At 67.6% G+C, this 18,814-nt stretch carries 17 protein-coding genes; 9 read left to right on the top strand and 8 right to left on the bottom strand.

Annotated features, from left to right (window positions below; all coding sequences use genetic code 11):
* Positions 1-27: 27 nt before the first annotated feature.
* Positions 28-906 carry an oxygen-dependent coproporphyrinogen oxidase gene (gene hemF / locus FA702_RS16610; protein WP_136956997.1) on the bottom strand — a complete coding sequence of 293 codons (879 nt, stop codon included), beginning with the start codon at positions 904-906 and terminating at the stop codon, positions 28-30.
* A 44-nt stretch (positions 907-950) separates the two neighbouring features.
* Between hemF and pdeM the strand changes: the two genes are divergently transcribed.
* The 8 genes from pdeM (at position 951) to FA702_RS16570 (ending at position 8,334) form a co-directional block, all read left to right on the top strand.
* A complete protein-coding gene (gene pdeM / locus FA702_RS16605) occupies positions 951-1,661 on the top strand; it encodes a ligase-associated DNA damage response endonuclease PdeM (RefSeq protein ID WP_136956996.1) in 711 nt (236 codons plus the stop codon).
* A gap of 8 nt (positions 1,662-1,669) precedes the next feature.
* The gene (locus FA702_RS16600) at positions 1,670-2,101 is read left to right on the top strand and encodes a hypothetical protein (protein ID WP_136956995.1); all 432 of its coding nucleotides are present in this window, start codon (positions 1,670-1,672) and stop codon (positions 2,099-2,101) included.
* A gap of 156 nt (positions 2,102-2,257) precedes the next feature.
* Positions 2,258-2,779 (top strand): translation initiation factor IF-3, encoded by a 522-nt coding sequence (gene infC / locus FA702_RS16595; RefSeq protein WP_124808498.1) that lies wholly within the window; start codon positions 2,258-2,260, stop codon positions 2,777-2,779.
* Between the two features lie 291 nt (positions 2,780-3,070).
* Positions 3,071-3,748: a DUF4331 domain-containing protein gene (locus FA702_RS16590; protein WP_136956994.1), complete on the top strand. Its 678-nt coding sequence runs from the start codon at positions 3,071-3,073 to the stop codon at positions 3,746-3,748.
* A complete protein-coding gene (locus FA702_RS16585; protein WP_255504624.1) occupies positions 3,748-4,497 on the top strand; it encodes a DUF4331 domain-containing protein in 750 nt (249 codons plus the stop codon). The genes FA702_RS16590 and FA702_RS16585 overlap by 1 nt, the downstream gene beginning before the upstream one ends.
* A 28-nt stretch (positions 4,498-4,525) precedes the next feature.
* The gene (locus FA702_RS16580; RefSeq protein ID WP_136956993.1) at positions 4,526-5,887 is read left to right on the top strand and encodes a tetratricopeptide repeat protein; all 1,362 of its coding nucleotides are present in this window, start codon (positions 4,526-4,528) and stop codon (positions 5,885-5,887) included.
* Positions 5,880-7,136, top strand: a complete 1,257-nt coding sequence (locus tag FA702_RS16575) for a HupE/UreJ family protein (protein ID WP_136956992.1) — start codon at positions 5,880-5,882, stop codon at positions 7,134-7,136. Before FA702_RS16580 ends, FA702_RS16575 begins: the two co-directional genes overlap by 8 nt.
* A gap of 79 nt (positions 7,137-7,215) precedes the next feature.
* Positions 7,216-8,334 (top strand): TrkA family potassium uptake protein, encoded by a 1,119-nt coding sequence (locus FA702_RS16570; RefSeq protein ID WP_136956991.1) that lies wholly within the window; start codon positions 7,216-7,218, stop codon positions 8,332-8,334.
* Positions 8,335-8,336: 2 nt separating this feature from the next.
* Here the strand turns inward: FA702_RS16570 and sthA are convergent, their stop codons facing one another.
* From sthA to eda, 3 genes are all read right to left on the bottom strand, one after another.
* Positions 8,337-9,737: a Si-specific NAD(P)(+) transhydrogenase gene (gene sthA, locus FA702_RS16565; RefSeq protein WP_136956990.1), complete on the bottom strand. Its 1,401-nt coding sequence runs from the start codon at positions 9,735-9,737 to the stop codon at positions 8,337-8,339.
* A gap of 196 nt (positions 9,738-9,933) precedes the next feature.
* Positions 9,934-12,717: a phosphoenolpyruvate carboxylase gene (locus FA702_RS16560; RefSeq protein ID WP_136956989.1), complete on the bottom strand. Its 2,784-nt coding sequence runs from the start codon at positions 12,715-12,717 to the stop codon at positions 9,934-9,936.
* A 43-nt stretch (positions 12,718-12,760) separates the two neighbouring features.
* Positions 12,761-13,375: a bifunctional 4-hydroxy-2-oxoglutarate aldolase/2-dehydro-3-deoxy-phosphogluconate aldolase gene (eda, locus tag FA702_RS16555; protein WP_136956988.1), complete on the bottom strand. Its 615-nt coding sequence runs from the start codon at positions 13,373-13,375 to the stop codon at positions 12,761-12,763.
* Between the two features lie 320 nt (positions 13,376-13,695).
* Here eda and FA702_RS16550 point away from each other — a divergent pair, with 320 nt between their 5' ends.
* Complete coding sequence (locus FA702_RS16550) at positions 13,696-14,943, top strand: diguanylate cyclase (RefSeq protein WP_136956987.1); 1,248 nt, start codon at positions 13,696-13,698, stop codon at positions 14,941-14,943.
* Here the strand turns inward: FA702_RS16550 and hemN are convergent.
* Genes hemN through FA702_RS16530 form a run of 4 tightly spaced genes read right to left on the bottom strand, consistent with a single transcriptional unit; the run spans position 14,927 to position 18,740 of the window.
* Entirely contained in the window at positions 14,927-16,276 is a 1,350-nt protein-coding gene (gene hemN, locus FA702_RS16545; RefSeq protein WP_136956986.1) for an oxygen-independent coproporphyrinogen III oxidase, read from the bottom strand. The two genes, FA702_RS16550 and hemN, sit on opposite strands and share 17 nt — an antisense overlap.
* The gene (locus FA702_RS16540) at positions 16,266-16,538 is read right to left on the bottom strand and encodes a hypothetical protein (RefSeq protein ID WP_136956985.1); all 273 of its coding nucleotides are present in this window, start codon (positions 16,536-16,538) and stop codon (positions 16,266-16,268) included. Before FA702_RS16540 ends, hemN begins: the two co-directional genes overlap by 11 nt.
* A 1-nt stretch (position 16,539) precedes the next feature.
* The gene (gene ccoS / locus FA702_RS16535) at positions 16,540-16,689 is read right to left on the bottom strand and encodes a cbb3-type cytochrome oxidase assembly protein CcoS (RefSeq protein ID WP_124808487.1); all 150 of its coding nucleotides are present in this window, start codon (positions 16,687-16,689) and stop codon (positions 16,540-16,542) included.
* Entirely contained in the window at positions 16,686-18,740 is a 2,055-nt protein-coding gene (locus FA702_RS16530; RefSeq protein ID WP_255504826.1) for a heavy metal translocating P-type ATPase, read from the bottom strand. The genes ccoS and FA702_RS16530 overlap by 4 nt, the downstream gene beginning before the upstream one ends.
* Positions 18,741-18,814: the final 74 nt, after the last annotated feature.

Below are 18,814 nucleotides of genomic sequence, written 5' to 3'. Positions count from 1 at the left end.
GGTTGGGGGTGGTCGTAGTCCAACCGGTCAGCTCCACACCGCTTCGGGCGGCAGGCTCATCAGAATTGCATCGATGTTCCCGCCGGTCTTCAGGCCGAACAGCGTGCCCCGGTCATAGACCAGGTTGAATTCGGCATAGCGGCCGCGCCATTCGAGCTGGCGCTGCTTGTCCTCGGGCGTGAAGTCCATCCCCATGCGCCGGCGCACCAGCCTGGGGAACACGTCGAGGAATGCCTCGCCCACATCGCGGGTGAAGGCGAAGTTGGCGGCGAAGCCATCGAGGTCGGCGCATTCGAGGTGATCGTAGAAGATACCGCCCACGCCCCGGTGCACCTTGCGGTGGGGAATGTAGAAATAGTCGTCCGCCCACTTCTTGAATCGCGGATAGTACTCCCCGTCGTGCGCGTCGCACGCCGCCTTGAACGCGGCGTGGAACTCGGCGGTGTCCTCGTCATAGGGAATCGGCGGGTTGAGATCGCCGCCGCCGCCGAACCACGCCTTGCTGGTGGTGAGGAAGCGCGTGTTCATGTGAACGGCGGGAACGTGCGGATTGGCCATGTGTGCGACCAGGCTGATGCCGGTCGCGGTAAAGACCGGGTTTTCGGGGTCCGCACCGTTGATCGTCTTGGCGAATTCCGGGCTGAACGCGCCGCCCACGGTGGAGACGTTGACGCCCACCTTCTCGAACACCTTGCCCTTCATCACGCCGCGCACGCCACCACCGGGGTTCGCATTGGCGTCGTTATCCGCCGGTTCGCCCACCTGTTCGCGGCTCCAGGGCGTATAGACGAAAGCCGCGTCGCTGCCGGCCTCGCGCTCGATCGCCTCGAACGCAGCGCAGATGCGGTCGCGCAGCGATTCGAACCAGTGGCGGGCTTGGGCGGTCTGTTCGGTCCAGTCGGTCATGCCGGGCGCTTGCCAAATCACGCCCCCTGCGGCAAGGGAAACCCATGGTTCCCTTTTCGTTCGCCCATCGCGAATTTCGGCTCGGCCCGCGGATCGGCGATGGTCGCGCGCTCTACTGGCCGGACGAGCAGGCCCTGCTGGTGGCGGACCTCCATCTTGAAAAGGCCAGTTTCTACGCCCGCTTCGGGCAAATGCTGCCGCCCTATGACAGCCGCGAGACGCTGGAGCGCATCGCGGGCGCCATCCGCGAAACCGGCGCGCGACGCGTGTTCTGTCTGGGCGACAGTTTCCACGATCGCTTCGGGGCGGAAAGACTGGAACCCCACGCCGCTGGAATGCTAGCGGCGCTGACCCGCGCGACCGACTGGGTGTGGATCACCGGCAACCATGACGAGGACGTGGCCGATCATCCGGGTGGTACGCGGATGGAGGAGCTTGCCGTCAGCGGCATCGTGCTACGGCACGAGGCGAAGGCGGGAGAAGTTGCTCCCGAACTGTCCGGCCATTTCCACCCCAAGCTGCGCCTCGCGGTCCGCGGCCGCAACATCTCGCGCCCTTGCGTGGTGATCGGCAAAGACGGCAATAGCGGGCGCGGCGGCCGCATGATCCTGCCCGCGATCGGCGCGCTGACCGGTGGCATGGATGCGACCGATCCCGCGATCCTTTCCGCGATGCAACCCGCCACCGAGATCGAGGCGCTCGTGCCGGCGGCAGACCGGCTCGCGCGCTTCCCACTCTGGCGCCAGACGGCGTAAGGGACGTCATGACCGCGCATGGTCCGCGCTGGCGACATTGGCTGGCGCGCTTCGGCTGGGCCGAGGCGTGCGGCTTTGCCGGCAGCTACGCCGGCTTCTTCGGACTTTCCGCCGCCGGAGCCGGACCGGAACTCGCCGCGTTCGGTGCGGCGCTGGGCGAGAATGCCGGTTACTACGGCACCATCTTCCTGCGCGACTGGCGCGCCCTGCCCGGCGGTGAACGTCGGCTGCGCCCGGTGCTGCTCGCCATGCTCCACGATTTCGGCATAGCCGAAGCGCTCGATACGCTGGTCATCCGCCCGGGCATCACGTTGTCCACCGTTTCCTTGCTGGGGGAAGCGCTGGGAGTCGGCGCCGGCAAGATCGCGGCCGATGTCGTATTTTACGCGCTGGCGCTGCTGTTCTACGAACGCAGGCGCGCCCGTGAGGGCCGCCGCTGACGGCTCCAATCCACCTCCCCGCCCTTGAATCGCGTCCTGAACGCCCCACATTCGGCGCTTGGCCCTTTATCTGCGACCGCAATGTGATATGAGCGCGCCAAAATCACGTTTCGAGCAACTGCAGGAGAACGCACTATAGCTCCCCCTCCCCGGCGCATGATGGCGCCCCCCGTCAAGAGCGGGCCGCGCTACAACCAGCTCATCAACGTGCCAAAGGTGCGCGTGATCGATGAGAATGGTGAAAATCTCGGCGTCATGTACACGCGCGAGGCGATCGAGCAGGCAGCCGAAGTCGGACTGGACCTGGTCGAGGTTTCGCCCAACGCCGATCCGCCGGTCTGCAAGTTCCTTGATGTCGGCAAGTTCCGCTACGAGGCCCAGAAAAAGGCCAATCTTGCCCGCAAAACCCAGAAGACGCAGGAGATCAAGGAGATCAAAATGCGTCCGAACATCGATGATCACGACTATGACGTGAAGATGCGCAACGTGCAGCGCTTCATCGAGGAAGGGGACAAGGTGAAGGTCACGCTGCGCTTCCGCGGGCGCGAGCTGTCGCACCAGCAGCTCGGCATGAACCTGCTGCGCCGCGTGCAGGACGACGTGGCGGAAATCGCCAAGATCGAAGCCTTTCCCCGCATGGAAGGCCGCCAGATGCTGATGGTGCTGGCGCCGAAATAAGCGCCGTTCCATCGCGGGACCGGAAAAACGGGGCGTGCATCGCCCCGTTTTTTGTGCGCGCCATTCCCCGCGCCACGCGCCCCGGATTCGATGCCGGCACTTTCCCCCTTCACGGCAGCGTCTTTTTAGAGTTACAACCCGGGTAACGGCCTCCGCATTGAATCGGAGCCGCCCTTTGTTCAGGCGCCGCGATAAATACGCGGATGTGTGAGGGCCGGCACAGCGATTCGGGAAGAATGAGGCGACATCAAGGTCGCACCGTCATTCGTTACCCAGAGTCGGAGATACGCCGTGCGCAGCTTTTTCAGGACTGTTGGAGCCAGGGGGCTGGCGGCTGGCGCCGCCTGTGCCGCTCTGTCGGGGCTTCTGCTCCTTCCCGCCGATGTGGCCGAAAGCGCCGATCACCTCGATCCGCCCACCCGCACCGACGCCGGGTTCGATACCACGCCGGATATTCCAGCCGATATCGCCGACGTCTTCGCGTGGCATTCCAACGGCACGACCAAGATCGCGATGACTTTCGCCGGTCCGGTCGCCACCACCGCGCCGACCTATTACGACCGCGACGTGCTCTACAAGATCAACGTGTCCACGCAGGCCCCCGGAACCTCGCCGGAATTCGTGATCAAGTTCCGCTTCGGCAAGGGACAGGGGCCAAACGACTGGGGCGTCCGCATCGAAGGCCTGCCCGGCGTGACCGGCACGCTGGAAGGGCCGGTGGAAACGACGCTTACCGCCAACGGCGTCAAGGCGCGCGTTGGCCTGTATGACGAGCCGTTCTTCTTCGACCTGATCGGCTTCCGCGAAACGCGCTCGTTCGGCACCATCCGCATCCGCAATGATCGCAATTTCTTCGATGGCCAGAACGATACCGCGCTGGTCCTGGAAATTCCGGATGCCAACCTTGGCACGATCGGCAGCAATCTGGACGCCTGGGGTCAGACGCTTCGCTTCGGGGGGAACCTGTGATGCAAGCATCTCCGTTTTCCCTGCGCCGCGCCGCGATGCTCTTCGCGACGCCGCTGGCGCTGACCGCCGTTCTGGCCGCCTGCGGCGACAGCGGCTCCGGCAGCCAGGTGGTCGTCCCCGCCCCGTTGCCGAGCGGAACCGGCACGGCCACCCCCACGCCGACGGCCACGGCCGTATCCTACAACGTCGATAACTGCTTCACGCAGACCGTCCAGGGACAGACCGGCGTGACGGCAACGCTGCAATCGCAGATCATCCCGGACACGCTGAAGCTGGACATCACGCGCTCGACCCGCTTCCCCAACGGCCGGCACCCTGCCGATCCGGTGGTCGACATCCTGCTCGCGGAACTGTTCCTCGACATGACGGTCACCGGACAGGGGCCGAACACGTTCGCCAACATCCCGCTAAATCCGCCAACCAACGACAAGCCGTTCAGCCTCACCTTCCCGTTCCTGGCTAACCCCAACGGCTCGCCGGCGGTGGCGAGCGGCACGGGATCGGGCTTCAACTTCCGCACGGACGCGGATTCGGCCTATGTCAGCGTCGATCGCATGGGCAACCCGGCGATCGCCACCGCACTGGTGGGCTCCGCCACCAAAAACAGCTACAACGACGCCACACCGGCGGACGATGCCACCAACAACAAGTACCTCGCCGAATACAAGAACGAGTTGCACAAGTTCTTCGACCTGATCGGCGACGATCTCACCAATCTGGGCCTGAAGATCTGCGCCCGCACATCGTAACAGCGCGCGGGTCGCGGGAAAACTTGACATGAACACCGTTTCGGCAGGCCAGCGCAATGCCTTGCGCTGGCCCTGGCTGCTCCTTGCCGCCGTGATCATCGTGCTTGCGGCCAGTTATGGCTGGCAGCGCTGGAACCACCGGCATGGCCCGCCCGATCCCGCGACCAGCGAGGTCAAGCCATGGTTTGGCCCCCGCAACCAGGCGGAAGCGGTAAACGCCGCAACGGTGCAGATCGATGGCGGGCGCGAGCGCGAAAAGAGCGGCAAGTCCGACTGGCTCCACATGGAAATTCTGGGCGACGCGCTGGTCGGCCGATACCGCCTGACCGGCAGCTACGCCGATCTGGCCGAAGCGGACAAGGTGCTGAATCGGGCGATAGGCATGGCCGAGTTTCCCGCCGGCCCCAGCCTGTCGCGCGCCGCGCTGTCGGTCACGCTGCACCGGCTGGACGATGCCACAAAGGCTCTCACCCGGTTCGACGCGCAGAAGGCTAGCCCGCACAGCGAGGAAGCCTCCAGCGCGCTTGCGCTGCGCGGAGACATAGCGATGCAGCGCGGCGACTATGCCACCGCGCGCGAGGATTATGCCAAGGCGGAAGCCGCCGCGAACAATGCGGGCCTGGCGCTGCGGCAATCGATGCTCTCGCTGCGCACAGGCGATCCCGAACTCGCGCGCCGGCGCGTCAATGCCGTGCTGCGCGGTAAGCGGCTGACACGCCTCGCCAAGGCGCAGGCCGCCATCCAGCGCGCGACCGTGGCCTATGCCGTGGGTGACTGGACCACTGCCGGCCGCTGGGCGCGCTTTGCCGACGGCTTCTTTCCCGGCAACTGGCTGAACGAGGCGTTCGTCGCGCAACAGGCGGCGGTTGAAGGCCGGCCGGATGAAGCGGCACGGCGCTATGCCGACATCGCCAATCGCACCAACGCGCCCGAAGTGATGGACGCGCTGGCCCATCTCCTGCGCCTTCAGGGCAAGGGGCAGGAAAGCCGGGCCTGGGCGGACCGTGCCGGCGCGATCTGGGCCGAGAGGCTGCAAGCCCTGCCCGAGGCCGCCGCCGCGCATGTCGTCGAGCACGAACTGGCCGTCGGCGATCCGCGCCGCGCGCTGGCTCTTGCCCGGCAGGACGCGGCACGCCGCCCGCATGGCGCCACGCTGGCGCTGCTTGCCCGCGCGCAACTGCTCACCGGCGATCCTGCAGGCGCGCTCGCCACCATCGAGCGCGCCGAAAAGGGCGGCTGGTGCTCCGCCCTGCTGCTGATGCAGAAAGCCGAGGCGCTCGACGCGCTGGGCCGGGGCGATGACGCGGAGGATGCGCGCAAGGCCGCGTTGAAGATCAATCCCAAAGCTGCCGACCCCGCCGCGCGGTTCGTCTGGTTCGGGCATGATTGAGCGCAGTCTGCCGGCGCGGTTCATCGCCGCGCTGGCCATCCTGATGCTTCTGCTCGCTCTGCCCGCGCCCGCCGCCGCGCATCTCACGCCCAATTCGGAAATCCGCCTCGATCTCGCCCCCGGCGCGATCGGGGCCGATATCGTCGTGCCGCAAAGCGAGTTCGGCTATGCCACCGGCCTTGCCACCGACAACCGGCCTGCAAGCCTTGCCGCCGCGCGCGCCTATCTGCTGGGCCACTTCGCGGTGGTAGCGCCGGACGGGCGGAACTGGCGCGTCACGATCGACCGGATCGCGTTCGAAACGATCATCGGCCCGCCCGATCTCCATGTCACGGCCACGCTGCTGCCGCCGCCCGGCGCCGGCGACCGCAACTTCCGCTTCGACTGGCGCGTCATCACGCGCGAGGTTCCCACCCATTTCGCGCTGCTGGTGATCGGCGGAGACCTTGCCGGCGGCACGCGGGGCGAGCGCGAACTCGTCGGCGCGCTTACCGCCGCGCGCCCCATCCTTACCGTCGATCGGGGACATGCCGGCATGACCGGTCTTTTCGCCAACAGCTTCCGCCTGGGCGCGCGGCACATCGCCGAAGGCTATGACCACCTGATGTTCCTGCTGGCCCTGCTGCTGCCCGCGCCGCTGCTCGCCTCTCGCGGCCGCTGGTCCGCCTTGCGCGAACCGCGCGCCACCTTCCGCCATCTCGCGATGATCGTCACCGCGTTCACCGTGGGGCACAGCCTGACGCTGATCGCCGCCGCGCTGTTCGGCGCGCATCTGCCGGCGGCCCCGGTCGAGGCCGGCATCGCGCTGTCCGTGTTGATCTCGGCGATCCACGCCGCGCGGCCACTGTTCCCGGGGCGCGAGCCGCTGGTCGCGCTCGGCTTCGGGCTGGTCCACGGCCTCGCCTTCGCCACGCTGATCGCGAACTTCGGACTGGGCGCGGCGACGCGCGTCACCGCGATCCTCGGTTTCAACCTGGGCATCGAGGCCGTGCAGCTTCTGGTCGTTCTGGGCGCCCTGCCGGCACTGCTGGCGCTGGCGCGCTGGCGCCACGGCGCCCCCGCCCGCACCGCGCTCGCCACGGTGATCGGCCTCGCCGCGGCGATATGGCTGGTGGAGCGCGTCGCCGGCCTTGTTATCCCCGCTGCCGCGCTGTTCGAAACGGCGATCCCTTGGAGCTTTGTGCTGATCCTGCTGCTTTCCGCGCTGGTGCTGCTGCGCGCTGTTCTTCCCCGCGCCCGGCGCGCCTGACCTTCCCGTCCCGCACCCGCAACACTGGACAAGCCTTCGCCCCCGCGCCAAGGTCCGTTCCGGGGATCGGGAAGCACCAATGGACGCGGACAGCCACGGCTCTGCCTTTTCGCAGGGCGCCAACAATGTGCTCGGCTCGCCGCTGCGCCTGCTGGCGGGCACACTGCTGTTCGTGGCCACCGTGTTCTGCATTTCCACCATGGGCTACGTCCGGGCCGGCTGGCCTCTGGGCGATGCCGCCTACATGGTGCTGCTCACTATCTTCTCGGTCGGGTACGGCGAAGTCCGCCCGATCGACACCACGTTCCTGCGGATCTGGACCACCGTAACGATCGTGCTCGGCTGCACCGGCATGATCGTGCTGACCGGCGCGCTCGTGCAAGTCTTCACGCTGTTCCAGTTCCGCCGCCTGCTGGGGCTGGACCGCATGCAAACCGAAATCGAAAAGCTCGAAGATCACGTCGTCATCTGCGGCTATGGCCGGATCGGCGTGCAACTCGCCATGGCGCTGGCTGAAGCACGGCATCCGTTCGTCATCATCGAACGCAGCCCGGCGAAATGCGAGGAGGCACGCGCACACGGCCACCTGAGCCTGGTCGGCGAAGCCACGCACGAGGATACGCTGCGCCAGGCCGGCATCGCCAAGGCGCGCGTGCTCGCCTCGGTCCTGCCCGATGACGCGGCCAACGTGTTCATCACGCTTTCGGCGCGCAACCTCAACGCCGGGATCGAGATCATCGCGCGTGGCGAAGCGCCCAGCACCGAAAGCAAGCTGTTTCACGCCGGGGCGGACAAGGTCGTCCTGCCCACCCACATCGGGGCGGAGCGCATTACCGAGCTGATCCTCTATCCAGCCACCGGCAAGGCCGTGGGCAGCGATGGCGCGGTCTCCGACATGAAGCGCGGCCTCCACGATCTCGGCCTCGAGCTGGAAGTGGTGACCGCGATCAAGCACGGTGCGCTTACCGGACTGAACGTGCGCGATGCCGAGCGGCAGGGCAACGGCGCGTTCTTCATCGTCCAGATCGACCGCGCGAACGGCCAGTCGATCGCCCATCCGGGCGACGAGGTGCGGATCGAGCCGGGCGATTCCGTGATGCTGGTGGTGCGCGGCAGCCGCCTTTCGGCGGGCGCGATCTTTTCCGCCCCCGCGCGCCCGGTGCGCCACGGCCGCTCGTTCATCACGCCGGGGCGCTAGGATCAACCTTCCCGCGCTGGCATCCGGTTCCATGCGTCCAGCGCGGCGATCTTGTAGGCTTCGGCCAGCGTCGGATAGTTGAACGTGTTCTCGATGAAATAGTCGAGCGTGCCTTTCAGGTTCAGCACCGCCTGCCCGATGTGGATCAGCTCGGTCGCGCCTTCGCCGCAGATGTGCACGCCCAGCAGGCGGCGCGTCTTGAGCGAGAACAGCATCTTCATCATGCCGGAGTTCAGCCCCATGATGTGCCCGCGCGAGGTTTCGCGGAAACGCGCGATCCCCACTTCATAGCTGATGCCGCGCGCCCGCACTTCCTGCTCGTTCATGCCCACGGTCGAAATCTCGGGCACCGCATAGATGCCGTAAGGGAAGTATTGCGGCGCGGGTGGCAGCGGCAGGCCGAAGGCGTGGCACGCGGCAATGCGGCCCTGCTCCATCGAGGTGGAGGCAAGGCTGGGAAAGCCGATCACGTCGCCCGCCGCATAGATGTGCGGCACTTCCGTCTGGAAGGTCTTGGGATCGACGGTGATGCGCCCCCGGTGGTCCACCGTCAGCCCGCACTTGTCGAGGTCGAGCGGAGCCGTCGCACCGGTTCGGCCGGCGGCATAGAGCAGCATTTCGGTGCGCACCGTGCGCCCGTCGGCCAGCGTGGTCGTCACCCAGCCATCCGCGCCCTTTTCGATCGAGCGGACTTCCGCGCCGGTACGGATCACCATGCCTCGGTCACGCAATTCGTGCGTGAAGGTGTCGATGATCTCGCGGTCGATGAAGTCCAGGAACGTCTCGCGCGGCTCGATCAGCGTGACCGGCACGTCCATCGCGCTGAAGATTGTGGCATATTCGATGCCGATCACCCCCGCGCCGATCACGGTCAGGCTGCGCGGCACGCGCGGGCATTCGACGATAGCATCGCTATCGACCACATGGTCGCCATCGAACGGCACGCTGTCGGGCCGGTAGGGGATCGTGCCGACGGTAATCAGGATGCGCTCGCCCCGCACCGCCAGATCGCTGCCATCGGCGCGGCGCACCGCCACCTCGTTCGGTCCGGTGAAGCGTGCGGTGCCGTTGACGGTGCGGATCTTGTTGCGGTGGAACTGGTGCTCCAGCACGTTGATCTCGTGCTCCAGCGTTTTCATCAGCCGGACGCCGAGGTCGTCCCCGCCGATCTCCTGCTTCACGCGATAGGAATGGCCATAGAACCCGCGCTCGCGCCAGCCTGACAGGTTGAGCGCGGTTTCACGCAGGGTCTTCGACGGGATCGTGCCGGTGTGGACCGAAACCCCGCCCACGCGCCGCCGCCCTTCCACCACCAGCACCGATTTGCCGAGCTTGGCCGCCTGCACCGCAGCGCGCCGCCCCGCCGGGCCGCTGCCGATGACGATGAGTTCGTATTCCTCCATGGTTCCCCCCAAGGCACATAACCCGCACGCACGCGGCGGCGGGCCTCCCACCTTGCCAGGAACCGTCTCCCCCAACCGCGCCGGCCGCCCCCTTCGCGTCCGGTCACGGTTTCAAACCTTGCCCTACGGAACCGTTCTGGCAATCCCGGAACATAGCCTGCTCCGGCAAAGATTGCGTGAACGGCCGCCTCCGCGCTTATCCGTGCGCGCCGAAGTAGTTGGCGATAGCCACGGCGATGCGGATGTTGAGCGCGTGGGCGTGTTCGATCGGATCGATGAAGCGCGCGCGGATCACGCCGTAGTCCTCGCCCCGGTGGTCCGGATAATCGGTCGGCTCGTCCACCGCGAAGTCGGCTATGCCCGGCTCGATCACCGGATAGGCTCGGCGCATTTGCGCCAGCGCGTCGTCCACCCGCAGCGACAGCACCATTTCCAGCACGTCCTCGCGGCTGACGTCGTTGGCGCGCGCGAACGGCGGCACCTGTACCGCGCGCAGGAACATGTGCATCAACAGGGCCAACCGGATCGCCTGGAGCAGCCCGATCTCGCGCCGTTGCGCATCGGTGCCCGGGTCGCGCGCCTCGGCCTGTCCCGGCACCATCGCCAGCATCCGGTGCAGCTTCATCCAGTCCACCCGCAAGCGCGAGGTCAGACGGCGGAACACCCCGGCGCGATCGTCCTTGGTCAGATGTTCGGCCAGCGCCATGCACGCGCTTTCCAGCGCGTTCTCGGTGCCGCGATAGGGGCGGCTGGCCCAGTAGGCGGAATTGAACAGTTCGCCATGCGCCGCCACCGTTTTGATGCTGGCCAGCCCGTTGGCCGCACGCAGCAGACGCACCAGCTGCCGCCCACGCTCCGACCTGCCGAGCAGTTCGGCGATCGATTCCGCCTCGTCCCCCGCCGCCGTGCCGGCGCCCGCCACCACGTTCACCGGATAGCCGATCTGCTGAAGGATGGCGTTGTGCGGGATCGCGCGGATCTGCCGCAAGTTCATCGAACGGTCGGCGCCGATGTCCGACTGGCGGCGCGAAACGCGGCTGCCGGTAGCCTTCAGCATCCCCAGCCCGAACGCGGTGACGGCGCGGGCATAAGTCGCGGACTTCAGGTGATCGCGCTGGACCCGCCGGATCGAACGATAGAAATCGAGGCTGAGGTCGGTCCGGTCATAGAACGGGTCCTTCTCGCCATCGGCCGCCAGCGACGCTTCCGCCTCGGCGATCCGCGTCAGCGTGGCGAGCGCGAGTTCGTCGTTGCGGAAGAACAGGTATCCGTCGCCACCCTGAAAGCTCGCTTCGGGTTCGATGGCGATGCCCGCGCGCGCAAACCGTCCGCGCGCCCAGCGGCTGAGCGGCCAGGTCAGGCGGTCGGCAAAGCCCGACGGATGCGCGCCGCGCCCCATCGATTCCCCGTGCGTGTCGAAGATCAGCGCGGCAACATCGGTCAAGCCGTTGTTGCGCATCGCGTCGGCCAGCCGGCCCTGCAGCCGTTCGATCGCCAGCGCCGCCGGCACCTGCCCGATGAAGCGCCCGGCGTCCGAAAAGCCGGTCTGTACCGAGACCCGGCCGCGCACGCGGGCATAGGCTCGGTAGGATTCCTCGGCCAGCAAGGCTTCCAGGAAGCGTCCGCCGTGTTCCAGCGCGCTCTCGGTCTCGAACAGGGGCGAAACGTCGACCTTGCCGTCGATCCCGAACAGCTTGGCGAAATAGAGCGCGGCCAGCACCGTCTGCGGCTGTTCGCATTCGGCGATCAGCATCCGGATCGGCGCGTCGGCGTCGATATGGTGCAGGATCTTCGCCATCACCAGGAACTGGCGCATCGCGGTGGAGGTCTCGATCGCCAGCGCCGCGAAATTGACGCGCAGCGGCGTCGCCTCCGCCAGCAGTTCGCGCAGGCGCGAGATCGCGCCCTTGCTCGAAAGATCGAGCGTGCCGTCCGGATCGATCCGCCGACGCAGGGCATTGTGCAATTGCGACGAGTTCACGCGGAAGTGAATCCAGCCCATGCCGAGACCATCCGCGCGCATCGCGCCCGCCAAGGTGGCCAGCGCGATCGCGGCATCGCCTTCGGCCGCCTTCGCCTCGTCCTCAAGCTGCGCGATGATCGGCGCCAGCGACAGCAGCTTGGCGGGATCGTCCGCCGTCATCCGGTTGGCGACGGCGGCGAGCGCATCGGGTTCGGTCAGCGGCGCGGAGAACAGCTCCGCCATTTCCGAAGCGTGCGCCTGGGCGGCATCGAGCGTCGCCACCAGCGGATGCCCGGCGTCGATCGCGCGCAGCCCGGCCACATAGCTCGCCAGCCGCCGCGCCTTTTCGCGCAGACGGAACGCGATCGACGTCGTCCAGCCGATGTCGGTGCGGCCGTCCATGTCATAGCCGACCCAGGTGGCAAAGCGGAACGGCAGCGGCCGGAAATCCAGCCAGCGACCGGGCCAGCGCTGCCGCGCGTGGGCCAGCAGCACCGCGTTGATGCGGTCACGCGCGGCGGCGGCGCGCTCGATCGCGTTGCACACTTCGACATGCTCGAATTCGAGCGTGATCTTCTCGGCCGCTGCCGGCAATGCGCAGACGGTCGCGGCTTCGGGATCGTCGGCAATGGCGGCGGTGGCCACCGCGTCCGATTGCGCGGCGCTGAGCAGGAACGTGGGATGCGCGGTGAACACCGCGTGGAGCAGCGGCTTTTCCCAGCGCGCGCGGAACGCGCTGAAGCCGTCTTCCTCGTTCAGCAATCGTCCGATCGCAGCGAGGTTATCGGTCGCATCGGTCGGGGCGACCAGCCGCCGCAGGCGCGCCGCCCGGCTCTGCAGCGCGGCGCATTCCAGCTCGGCGACCAGCCCCTCGATGTCGGACAGGTTGAGCGCACCGCCTTCCAGCTGGCGCGAAAGATCGTGGCTGAGCTGGAACACCGGATTGAACAGCGGCGTTTCGGCCGTCCGTGCATGCAGTTGCTGGAGCCTGGTCCTCAACTCGCCGACTGTCTTCATCCGCTTTCCCCCGTTGGAACGCCGCATAGCCGCCCCAGCCGTCCTAACGCCCAAGTGCGAATGCCTCCCGCGCGGCGGCTTCAATGGCCGCCTCGTCAGGGACACCCTTGTTCACGACCCAGCTTCCGCCCACGCACAGCACCGGATCGAACGCCAGCCATTCGCCCGCCGACGCCGCGCTGATCCCGCCGGTCGGGCAGAAGCGGCACTGGTGGAACGGCGCCGCCAGCGCCTTCAGCGCCGGCAATCCGCCTGACGTGGAGGCGGGGAAGAACTTGAAGTGCGTCAGGCCGAGGTCCAGTCCACGCATGATATCGCCGGCGCTGGCGATGCCCGGCAGGAAAGGAATGCCCGAGGCGACCGCCGCGCTACCCAGCCGGTCGGTCAAGCCGGGAGAAACGATGAACTCCGCCCCCGCGTCGACCGCGGCCTTGAGGTCGTCGGGATTGGTGACGGTGCCCGCGCCCACGATCGCGCCTTCGATCGCCTTCATCGCGGTCAGCGCTTCCAGCGCGGCCGGGGTCCGCAGCGTCACCTCCAGCACGCGCAGGCCGCCGGCCACCAGCGCCCGCGCCACCGGCAGGGCATGGGCCACGTCGTCGATCACCAGCACCGGAATGACCGGAGCGGTCCGCATGATGGTTTCAATCGGCTTCATGGCGTCCTTCCTCTCGCTTTCCGGGAAGCGTGGCTTAACGCGACTCGCCAAGATTGTGCACCTGCTAACGGGTCCGCGCATAGCTATTCTTTGATGCGCCCGGCAAATACCGCTCCACTTCGGCAAAAGCGTGCGGGCGCGAACACCGCTGGATCGCACGGAATCGCCATTGGCAGCGCGTTTTACCCCTATGACATCGCTATCATCGGAGCCGAACCGCCACTTGCTCCCAAAGTATCCGGAATCCGAGCTTTTCCGCCGCCTGGAGACGCGTCGTTAACCGTGACCCGCTAGGAGGTCGGGAACCGGAAGGGAGCAGAATGAACGGGGCGGTCGCCTTACTGATTGTCAACGCGGCAGTCGCCGGACTGTTCGGGCTGAGCTACGCCGCCCTGGCCGTGACCAACCGGTCGCAGCGCTCCGTGGCGGGTTTCGGCTTCTCCTATCTCGTCGGCATGCTCACCCCGCTCGCCGAAATCGCGATCCGTTACAGCAGCATCACCACCCCGTTCATGATCCTCAGCTATGGCGCGTTCCTGGTCGCGTTCCTGGCCTCGTCAGCGGCGCTTTCGCTGTTCGACCGACAGCGCCCGCACTGGCGGATGATCGGCTTGCTGTTCGCTTTCGCCATCATCATGCGCGCCGCGATCTGGGGCGGGCCGCGCAACAACGTGATTTACGAACTGTGTTATCAGGCGCCCCATGCCGCCGCCATCGCGCTGTGCGCGTGGACCGCGTGGAGCATCGCTCGGGGGCGCGTGCTGCATCGCACGCTGGCGGTGCTGTTCGGGCTGATCACACTGCACTTCCTGACCAAGCCGTTCCTTGCGTCGATGCTCGGCTCCGGCCGCAGCGCGCGCGACTATACCGACAGTTCCTATGCCATCGTTTCGCAGGCGGGGTCCGGAATCCTGCTGATCGCCACCGGGCTCGTCATCATGCTGATCGTGATCCAGTCCATCGTGCAGGAATCCCTGGCGGACTCCGAAACCGATCCGCTTTCGGACCTGCTCAACCGGCGCGGCCTCGACCGCCGCTGCCAGCGCGAGTTTGTCGAAGGTGGTGCTGTCGTGGTGCTGGACCTCGATCACTTCAAGGCGATCAACGACACCCACGGCCACGATGTGGGCGACGACGTGATCGTCGCCTTCGCCGACATCATGCGCCGCACGGCGCCACGGGGCGCGCTGCTGGCACGGACCGGGGGCGAAGAATTCGTGGTCATGCTGCCGTCGGCCTCGATCGAGGACATCGGCGAACTGGCCGAAAGGATCAGGCGGGCCGCCGCGGCCGAATCCGGCGAGGCCCGCCCGGCGTTCACCGTCAGCGGCGGCGCCACCTGCGCGCTGCCGGGCGAGACTTTCGCCGACGTGATGCGCCGCGCCGATCATGCCTGCTATGAAGCGAAGCGCATGGGCCGCAATTGCGTCGTGGCCCTGCCTCCCGGCAACGACCCCCGGCCCATCCCGCTGTCAATCAACCTTGCCGCGAGCGGGGAGCCGGCCATCGCCACGCTGTTTGATCATCTGCCGCCCACACCGCGCAAACGGGCTACACCGCCGAACTGAACTGATGCGGGCCGGCGCGATAGGCGTCGAACACCGCCGCAATCGACCGGGCATAGGGCTCGCACCCCCGCTCCAGCCGGATGTAACCATCTGCTATCGTCGCCAGCCCGCGTTCGACAAAGGGTTGCAACCGCGCTTGCGCCTCGTCCATCAGGTCCGTCGGCACCCGCGCTTCGTGTTGACAGAGCAAGGCCGTGATAACTGCCCCGCGCCGCCGGTCCTGCGCAGTGCGCTCAACCCCGCGCCGTCCGGAAAGATGCCCATCGTGCACCAGCGTACGATAAGCGCCGGCGTTCTTTTCGTTCTGCACGAACAGGTCGGGAAACTCGCTGATCGAAGATGCCCCCAGCCCCAGCAGCACCGGCGCGGAATCGTCGGTAAACCCCTGGAAATTGCGATGCAGCGTACCCGTCCGCGCAGCCCGCGCCAGATCGTCGCCGGGCAACGCGAAGTGATCGAAACCCACGGCCTGATACCCGGCATCCACAAGTTGGCGATACCCTTCCGCCGCCATGCGGAAGCGATCTACCTGCCCCGGCAGCCGGCTCGCATCGATGCGCTGCTGGCGCGGGATCATGTGGGGCACGTGGGCGTAGCCGAACAGCGCCACCCGGTCCGCCCCCATCGCGATCGTCTCGTCCAGCGTTTGCGCCAGCACGGCATCGTCCTGGAACGGCAACCCGTACATCAGGTCGAAATTGATCGAATCCACGCCCGCGCGGCGCAGCCCCTCGACCGCGCGCTCGATCGAATCCTTGGGCTGTACGCGTCCGATGGCGGATTGCACGCGCGCGTCCAGCGTCTGCACGCCTAGGCTGGCCTTGATCACGCCAATGCCCCGGATCGCCATCAGCCATGGCGAAGACAGGCTGCGCGGGTCCAGTTCGATCGACAGCACCGGCCGGTCCATCCGGAAGTTCACCGTCAGCGTATCGACCAGCCGCACGAAATCGGTCGGCTGGATCGCGTTGGGACTGCCCCCTCCGAACGCGATCCGCGAGATCCGTACCGAGGGATCGAGTTCGGAAGCGAGCAACTCGATCTCGTGATGCAGCGCCTCAAGGTAATGCGTCAGCCGTTGCGTGCGGTTGGCGGCGCCGGTGTTGCAGCCGCAGTACCAGCAGATTTCCCGGCAATAGGGGATGTGAAGATAGAGCGAGACCGTGCCGCGCACCGCCCGGATCGCGGCGCGCTGGCGCGCCTCGAAATCCTCGTCCACGAACTCGGCCGCCGTCGGATAACTGGTGTATCGCGGCACCGGCCGGGCCAGCAGTTCGGGGTAATAGGTCCAGTCCGCGAAGACGCTGGTTCGCTCAGCGTGTTCAACCGACATTGTCGTCTTCCTGATCGGATTCGCCATCATGGCCACAACAGCTATCGCCGCCGCCGCGCTTGCGCATTGAGATATGGCAAACTTTGCAGCAGCCTCCACTGGACCCATCGTCCCGACGTGGCAGGCGGATGGGCCTGGCCCCGCCGGCTTCGCCACAGAATGGCACCATCATGAAAGACGGGCCGCTGCCCGTACCCGCCGAAAGCGGCGCGGAAAGCTGGATCAGGGCCAGCAGGGCCAGCGACAGCGAGGCGGGGCGCATGTCAGCCTTCCTCGTTCTCGTCGATCAGGATGCGCGCGGCCGCGCCATCCAGATCGTTGAACTGCCCCTTGCGCAGCGCCCAGAAGAACGCCGCCAGGCCGAACAGCCCCATGCCCAGCGCGATCGGGAGCAGAAAGGCGATGCTCGTCATCGGGCCGCTCCCGCCAGTCGCAACGAATTGCCCACCACGATCAGCGAACTGGTGGACATCGCCACCGCCGCGATCAGCGGCGTCACAACGCCCGCCATCGCCAGCGGCACTGCCAGCACGTTGTAGCCGATGGCAAGCACGAAGTTCTGCCGCACCACCCGCATCGTCGCCCGCGCGGCGCGGACGGCGCGCGGCAGGGCCAGCAGCGAATCCCCGGTGAACACTAGGTCCGCCGCCTGCCGGCCGACGTCGCTGGCGCTACCCGGCGCGATCGAGGCGTTGGCCGCGGCCAGCGCCGGCCCGTCGTTGAGCCCGTCACCCACCATCAGCACATTGCGCCCCGCCTCCTGCAGCCGCGCGATAGCGTCCTTCTTGTCGGACGGCGACGCCGCCGCCTGCGCGGTCAGCCCGGTCGCCCGCGCCACGGCAGCCACCGCCGGCAGCGAATCGCCCGACAGGATCGAGGCCTCCACATTGAGCGAAGCCAGCCCCAGCAACGCGGCTTCGGCGTCTGGCCGCAGCCGGTCGGCGAAGGGGATCACGCGGATCACGCCACTGCCCAGCGTCAGCGCGGCGGCCATGCCCTGCGCCACCTGCGGCCGGCCCAGCGTGACCTGCGTACCGTTCCACAGGCCGGTCACGCCGCGCCCCGGTTCCTCGCGCACATCGTCCAGTTCCGCCGCCCGCACGCCACGCGCCGAAAGGGCCTGCACCAGCCCCAGCGACAGCGGGTGGCGGCTGTGGCTGGCCAGCGCCAGCGCCACTTCCGCCTCGGCGACGGAAAGCGCCCCCAGCGCCACCTCGTCGGGCACCGGGCGGCCCAGCGTCAGCGTCCCCGTCTTGTCTAGCAACGCGCGGTCCACTGCGGCGAGACGCTCCAGCGCAGAGCCGTCCTTGACCAGAATGCCGCGCTTCATCAGCGCGCCCGCCGCCACCACCTGCGCCACCGGCACGGCCAGGCCAAGCGCACAGGGGCAGGTAATGATCAGCACCGCGATGGCGATCACCAGTGCCTTGTAAAGCCCCGCCCCGGCGATCATCCATCCCGCGAACGTCAGCGCCGCCAGCGTATGCACCGCCGGCGCATAGAGCCGCGAGGCGCGGTCCGCGATCCGCACGTAGCTGGAGCGCGATTGCCCCGCCGCTTCCATCAGCCGCGCGATTTCGGCCAGCGCGGTATCCTGCCCCACCGCGGAAACGCGCACGTCCACCGGCGCGTCCACATTGAGCGTGCCGGCGTGGACAGCCGTTCCCGGCCCGGCCGCCACCGGTTCGCTTTCACCGGTCAGCAGCGACTGATCGAACCGGCTTTCCCCGCGCAGCACCTCGCCGTCCGCCGCCAGCCGCTCGCCCGAGGCCACGCGCATAAGCATCCCCGGCAGCAGCGCGCCGGCCTCGACCCAGCGCGTCGCGCCATCGGCCTCGATCACCATCGCGCCCGTAGCCGCCTGCCGCAGCAGCGCATCGACGCCCGCGCGCGCGCGATCGCGCATCATCGCGTCCAGCACACGCCCCGCCAGCAGGAACAGCAGCAGCATCAGCGTGCCGTCGAACCAGGCTTCCTGCCCGTGGGTGACGGTCTCGTAGAGCGAAAGCCCCGTCGCCAGCGTCACGCCGATCGAGATCGGCACGTCCATGTTGGTCCGCCCGCGCTTCAGCGCGCCGAAGGCGGAGGAAAAGAACGGCCGCCCGGCATAGACGATCGCGGGCACGCCGATCGCCGCCGAAAGCCAGTGGAACAGGTCCCGCGTGGTGCCGTCGGCCCCCGACCATACGCTGACCGACAGCAGCATCACGTTCATGCAGGCGAAGGCGGCCACGGCCAGCGGCGCCAGCAAGGGCTTGACCGCCGAGGGCGTCTCGCGCTCCGCCGTGCGCGGCTGCGCCTCGAACCCCGCCGTGGCCAGCGCGGCGACAAGGTCCGGCGCTTCCACGCCCGCGCGGTGCGACACGTCGACGCTGCGCGCGGTCAGGTTGGCGCGCGCCGCGACGACCCCGTCCACCGCGCCAAAGGCCCGTTCGACCTTGCCCATGCAGCCGGCGCAATGCATCCCCGGAACGGACAGCACGGTGTGCAGCAGATCTTCCGCCGTTGCATCGCGGTGGGCCAGATCGGCTCCGGCCG

Source organism: Novosphingobium sp. EMRT-2 (assembly GCF_005145025.1).
Taxonomy (GTDB): domain Bacteria; phylum Pseudomonadota; class Alphaproteobacteria; order Sphingomonadales; family Sphingomonadaceae; genus Novosphingobium.
This window is presented reverse-complemented; position numbering and strand designations above follow the sequence as displayed.

What these genes read in the sequence shown, in the direction of transcription:
- hemF (WP_136956997.1), bottom strand. Translation starts at nt 906, where the DNA reads ATGACCGACTGGACCGAACAGACCGCCCAAGCCCGCCACTGGTTCGAA.
- pdeM (WP_136956996.1), top strand. Translation starts at nt 951, where the DNA reads ATGGTTCCCTTTTCGTTCGCCCATCGCGAATTTCGGCTCGGCCCGCGG.
- FA702_RS16600 (WP_136956995.1), top strand. Translation starts at nt 1,670, where the DNA reads ATGACCGCGCATGGTCCGCGCTGGCGACATTGGCTGGCGCGCTTCGGC.
- infC (WP_124808498.1), top strand. Translation starts at nt 2,258, where the DNA reads ATGATGGCGCCCCCCGTCAAGAGCGGGCCGCGCTACAACCAGCTCATC.
- FA702_RS16585 (WP_255504624.1), top strand. Translation starts at nt 3,748, where the DNA reads ATGCAAGCATCTCCGTTTTCCCTGCGCCGCGCCGCGATGCTCTTCGCG.
- FA702_RS16580 (WP_136956993.1), top strand. Translation starts at nt 4,526, where the DNA reads ATGAACACCGTTTCGGCAGGCCAGCGCAATGCCTTGCGCTGGCCCTGG.
- FA702_RS16575 (WP_136956992.1), top strand. Translation starts at nt 5,880, where the DNA reads ATGATTGAGCGCAGTCTGCCGGCGCGGTTCATCGCCGCGCTGGCCATC.
- FA702_RS16570 (WP_136956991.1), top strand. Translation starts at nt 7,216, where the DNA reads ATGGACGCGGACAGCCACGGCTCTGCCTTTTCGCAGGGCGCCAACAAT.
- sthA (WP_136956990.1), bottom strand. Translation starts at nt 9,737, where the DNA reads ATGGAGGAATACGAACTCATCGTCATCGGCAGCGGCCCGGCGGGGCGG.
- FA702_RS16560 (WP_136956989.1), bottom strand. Translation starts at nt 12,717, where the DNA reads ATGAAGACAGTCGGCGAGTTGAGGACCAGGCTCCAGCAACTGCATGCA.
- eda (WP_136956988.1), bottom strand. Translation starts at nt 13,375, where the DNA reads ATGAAGCCGATTGAAACCATCATGCGGACCGCTCCGGTCATTCCGGTG.
- FA702_RS16550 (WP_136956987.1), top strand. Translation starts at nt 13,696, where the DNA reads ATGAACGGGGCGGTCGCCTTACTGATTGTCAACGCGGCAGTCGCCGGA.
- hemN (WP_136956986.1), bottom strand. Translation starts at nt 16,276, where the DNA reads ATGTCGGTTGAACACGCTGAGCGAACCAGCGTCTTCGCGGACTGGACC.
- FA702_RS16540 (WP_136956985.1), bottom strand. Translation starts at nt 16,538, where the DNA reads ATGCGCCCCGCCTCGCTGTCGCTGGCCCTGCTGGCCCTGATCCAGCTT.
- ccoS (WP_124808487.1), bottom strand. Translation starts at nt 16,689, where the DNA reads ATGACGAGCATCGCCTTTCTGCTCCCGATCGCGCTGGGCATGGGGCTG.
- FA702_RS16530 (WP_255504826.1), bottom strand. Translation starts at nt 18,740, where the DNA reads ATGCATTGCGCCGGCTGCATGGGCAAGGTCGAACGGGCCTTTGGCGCG.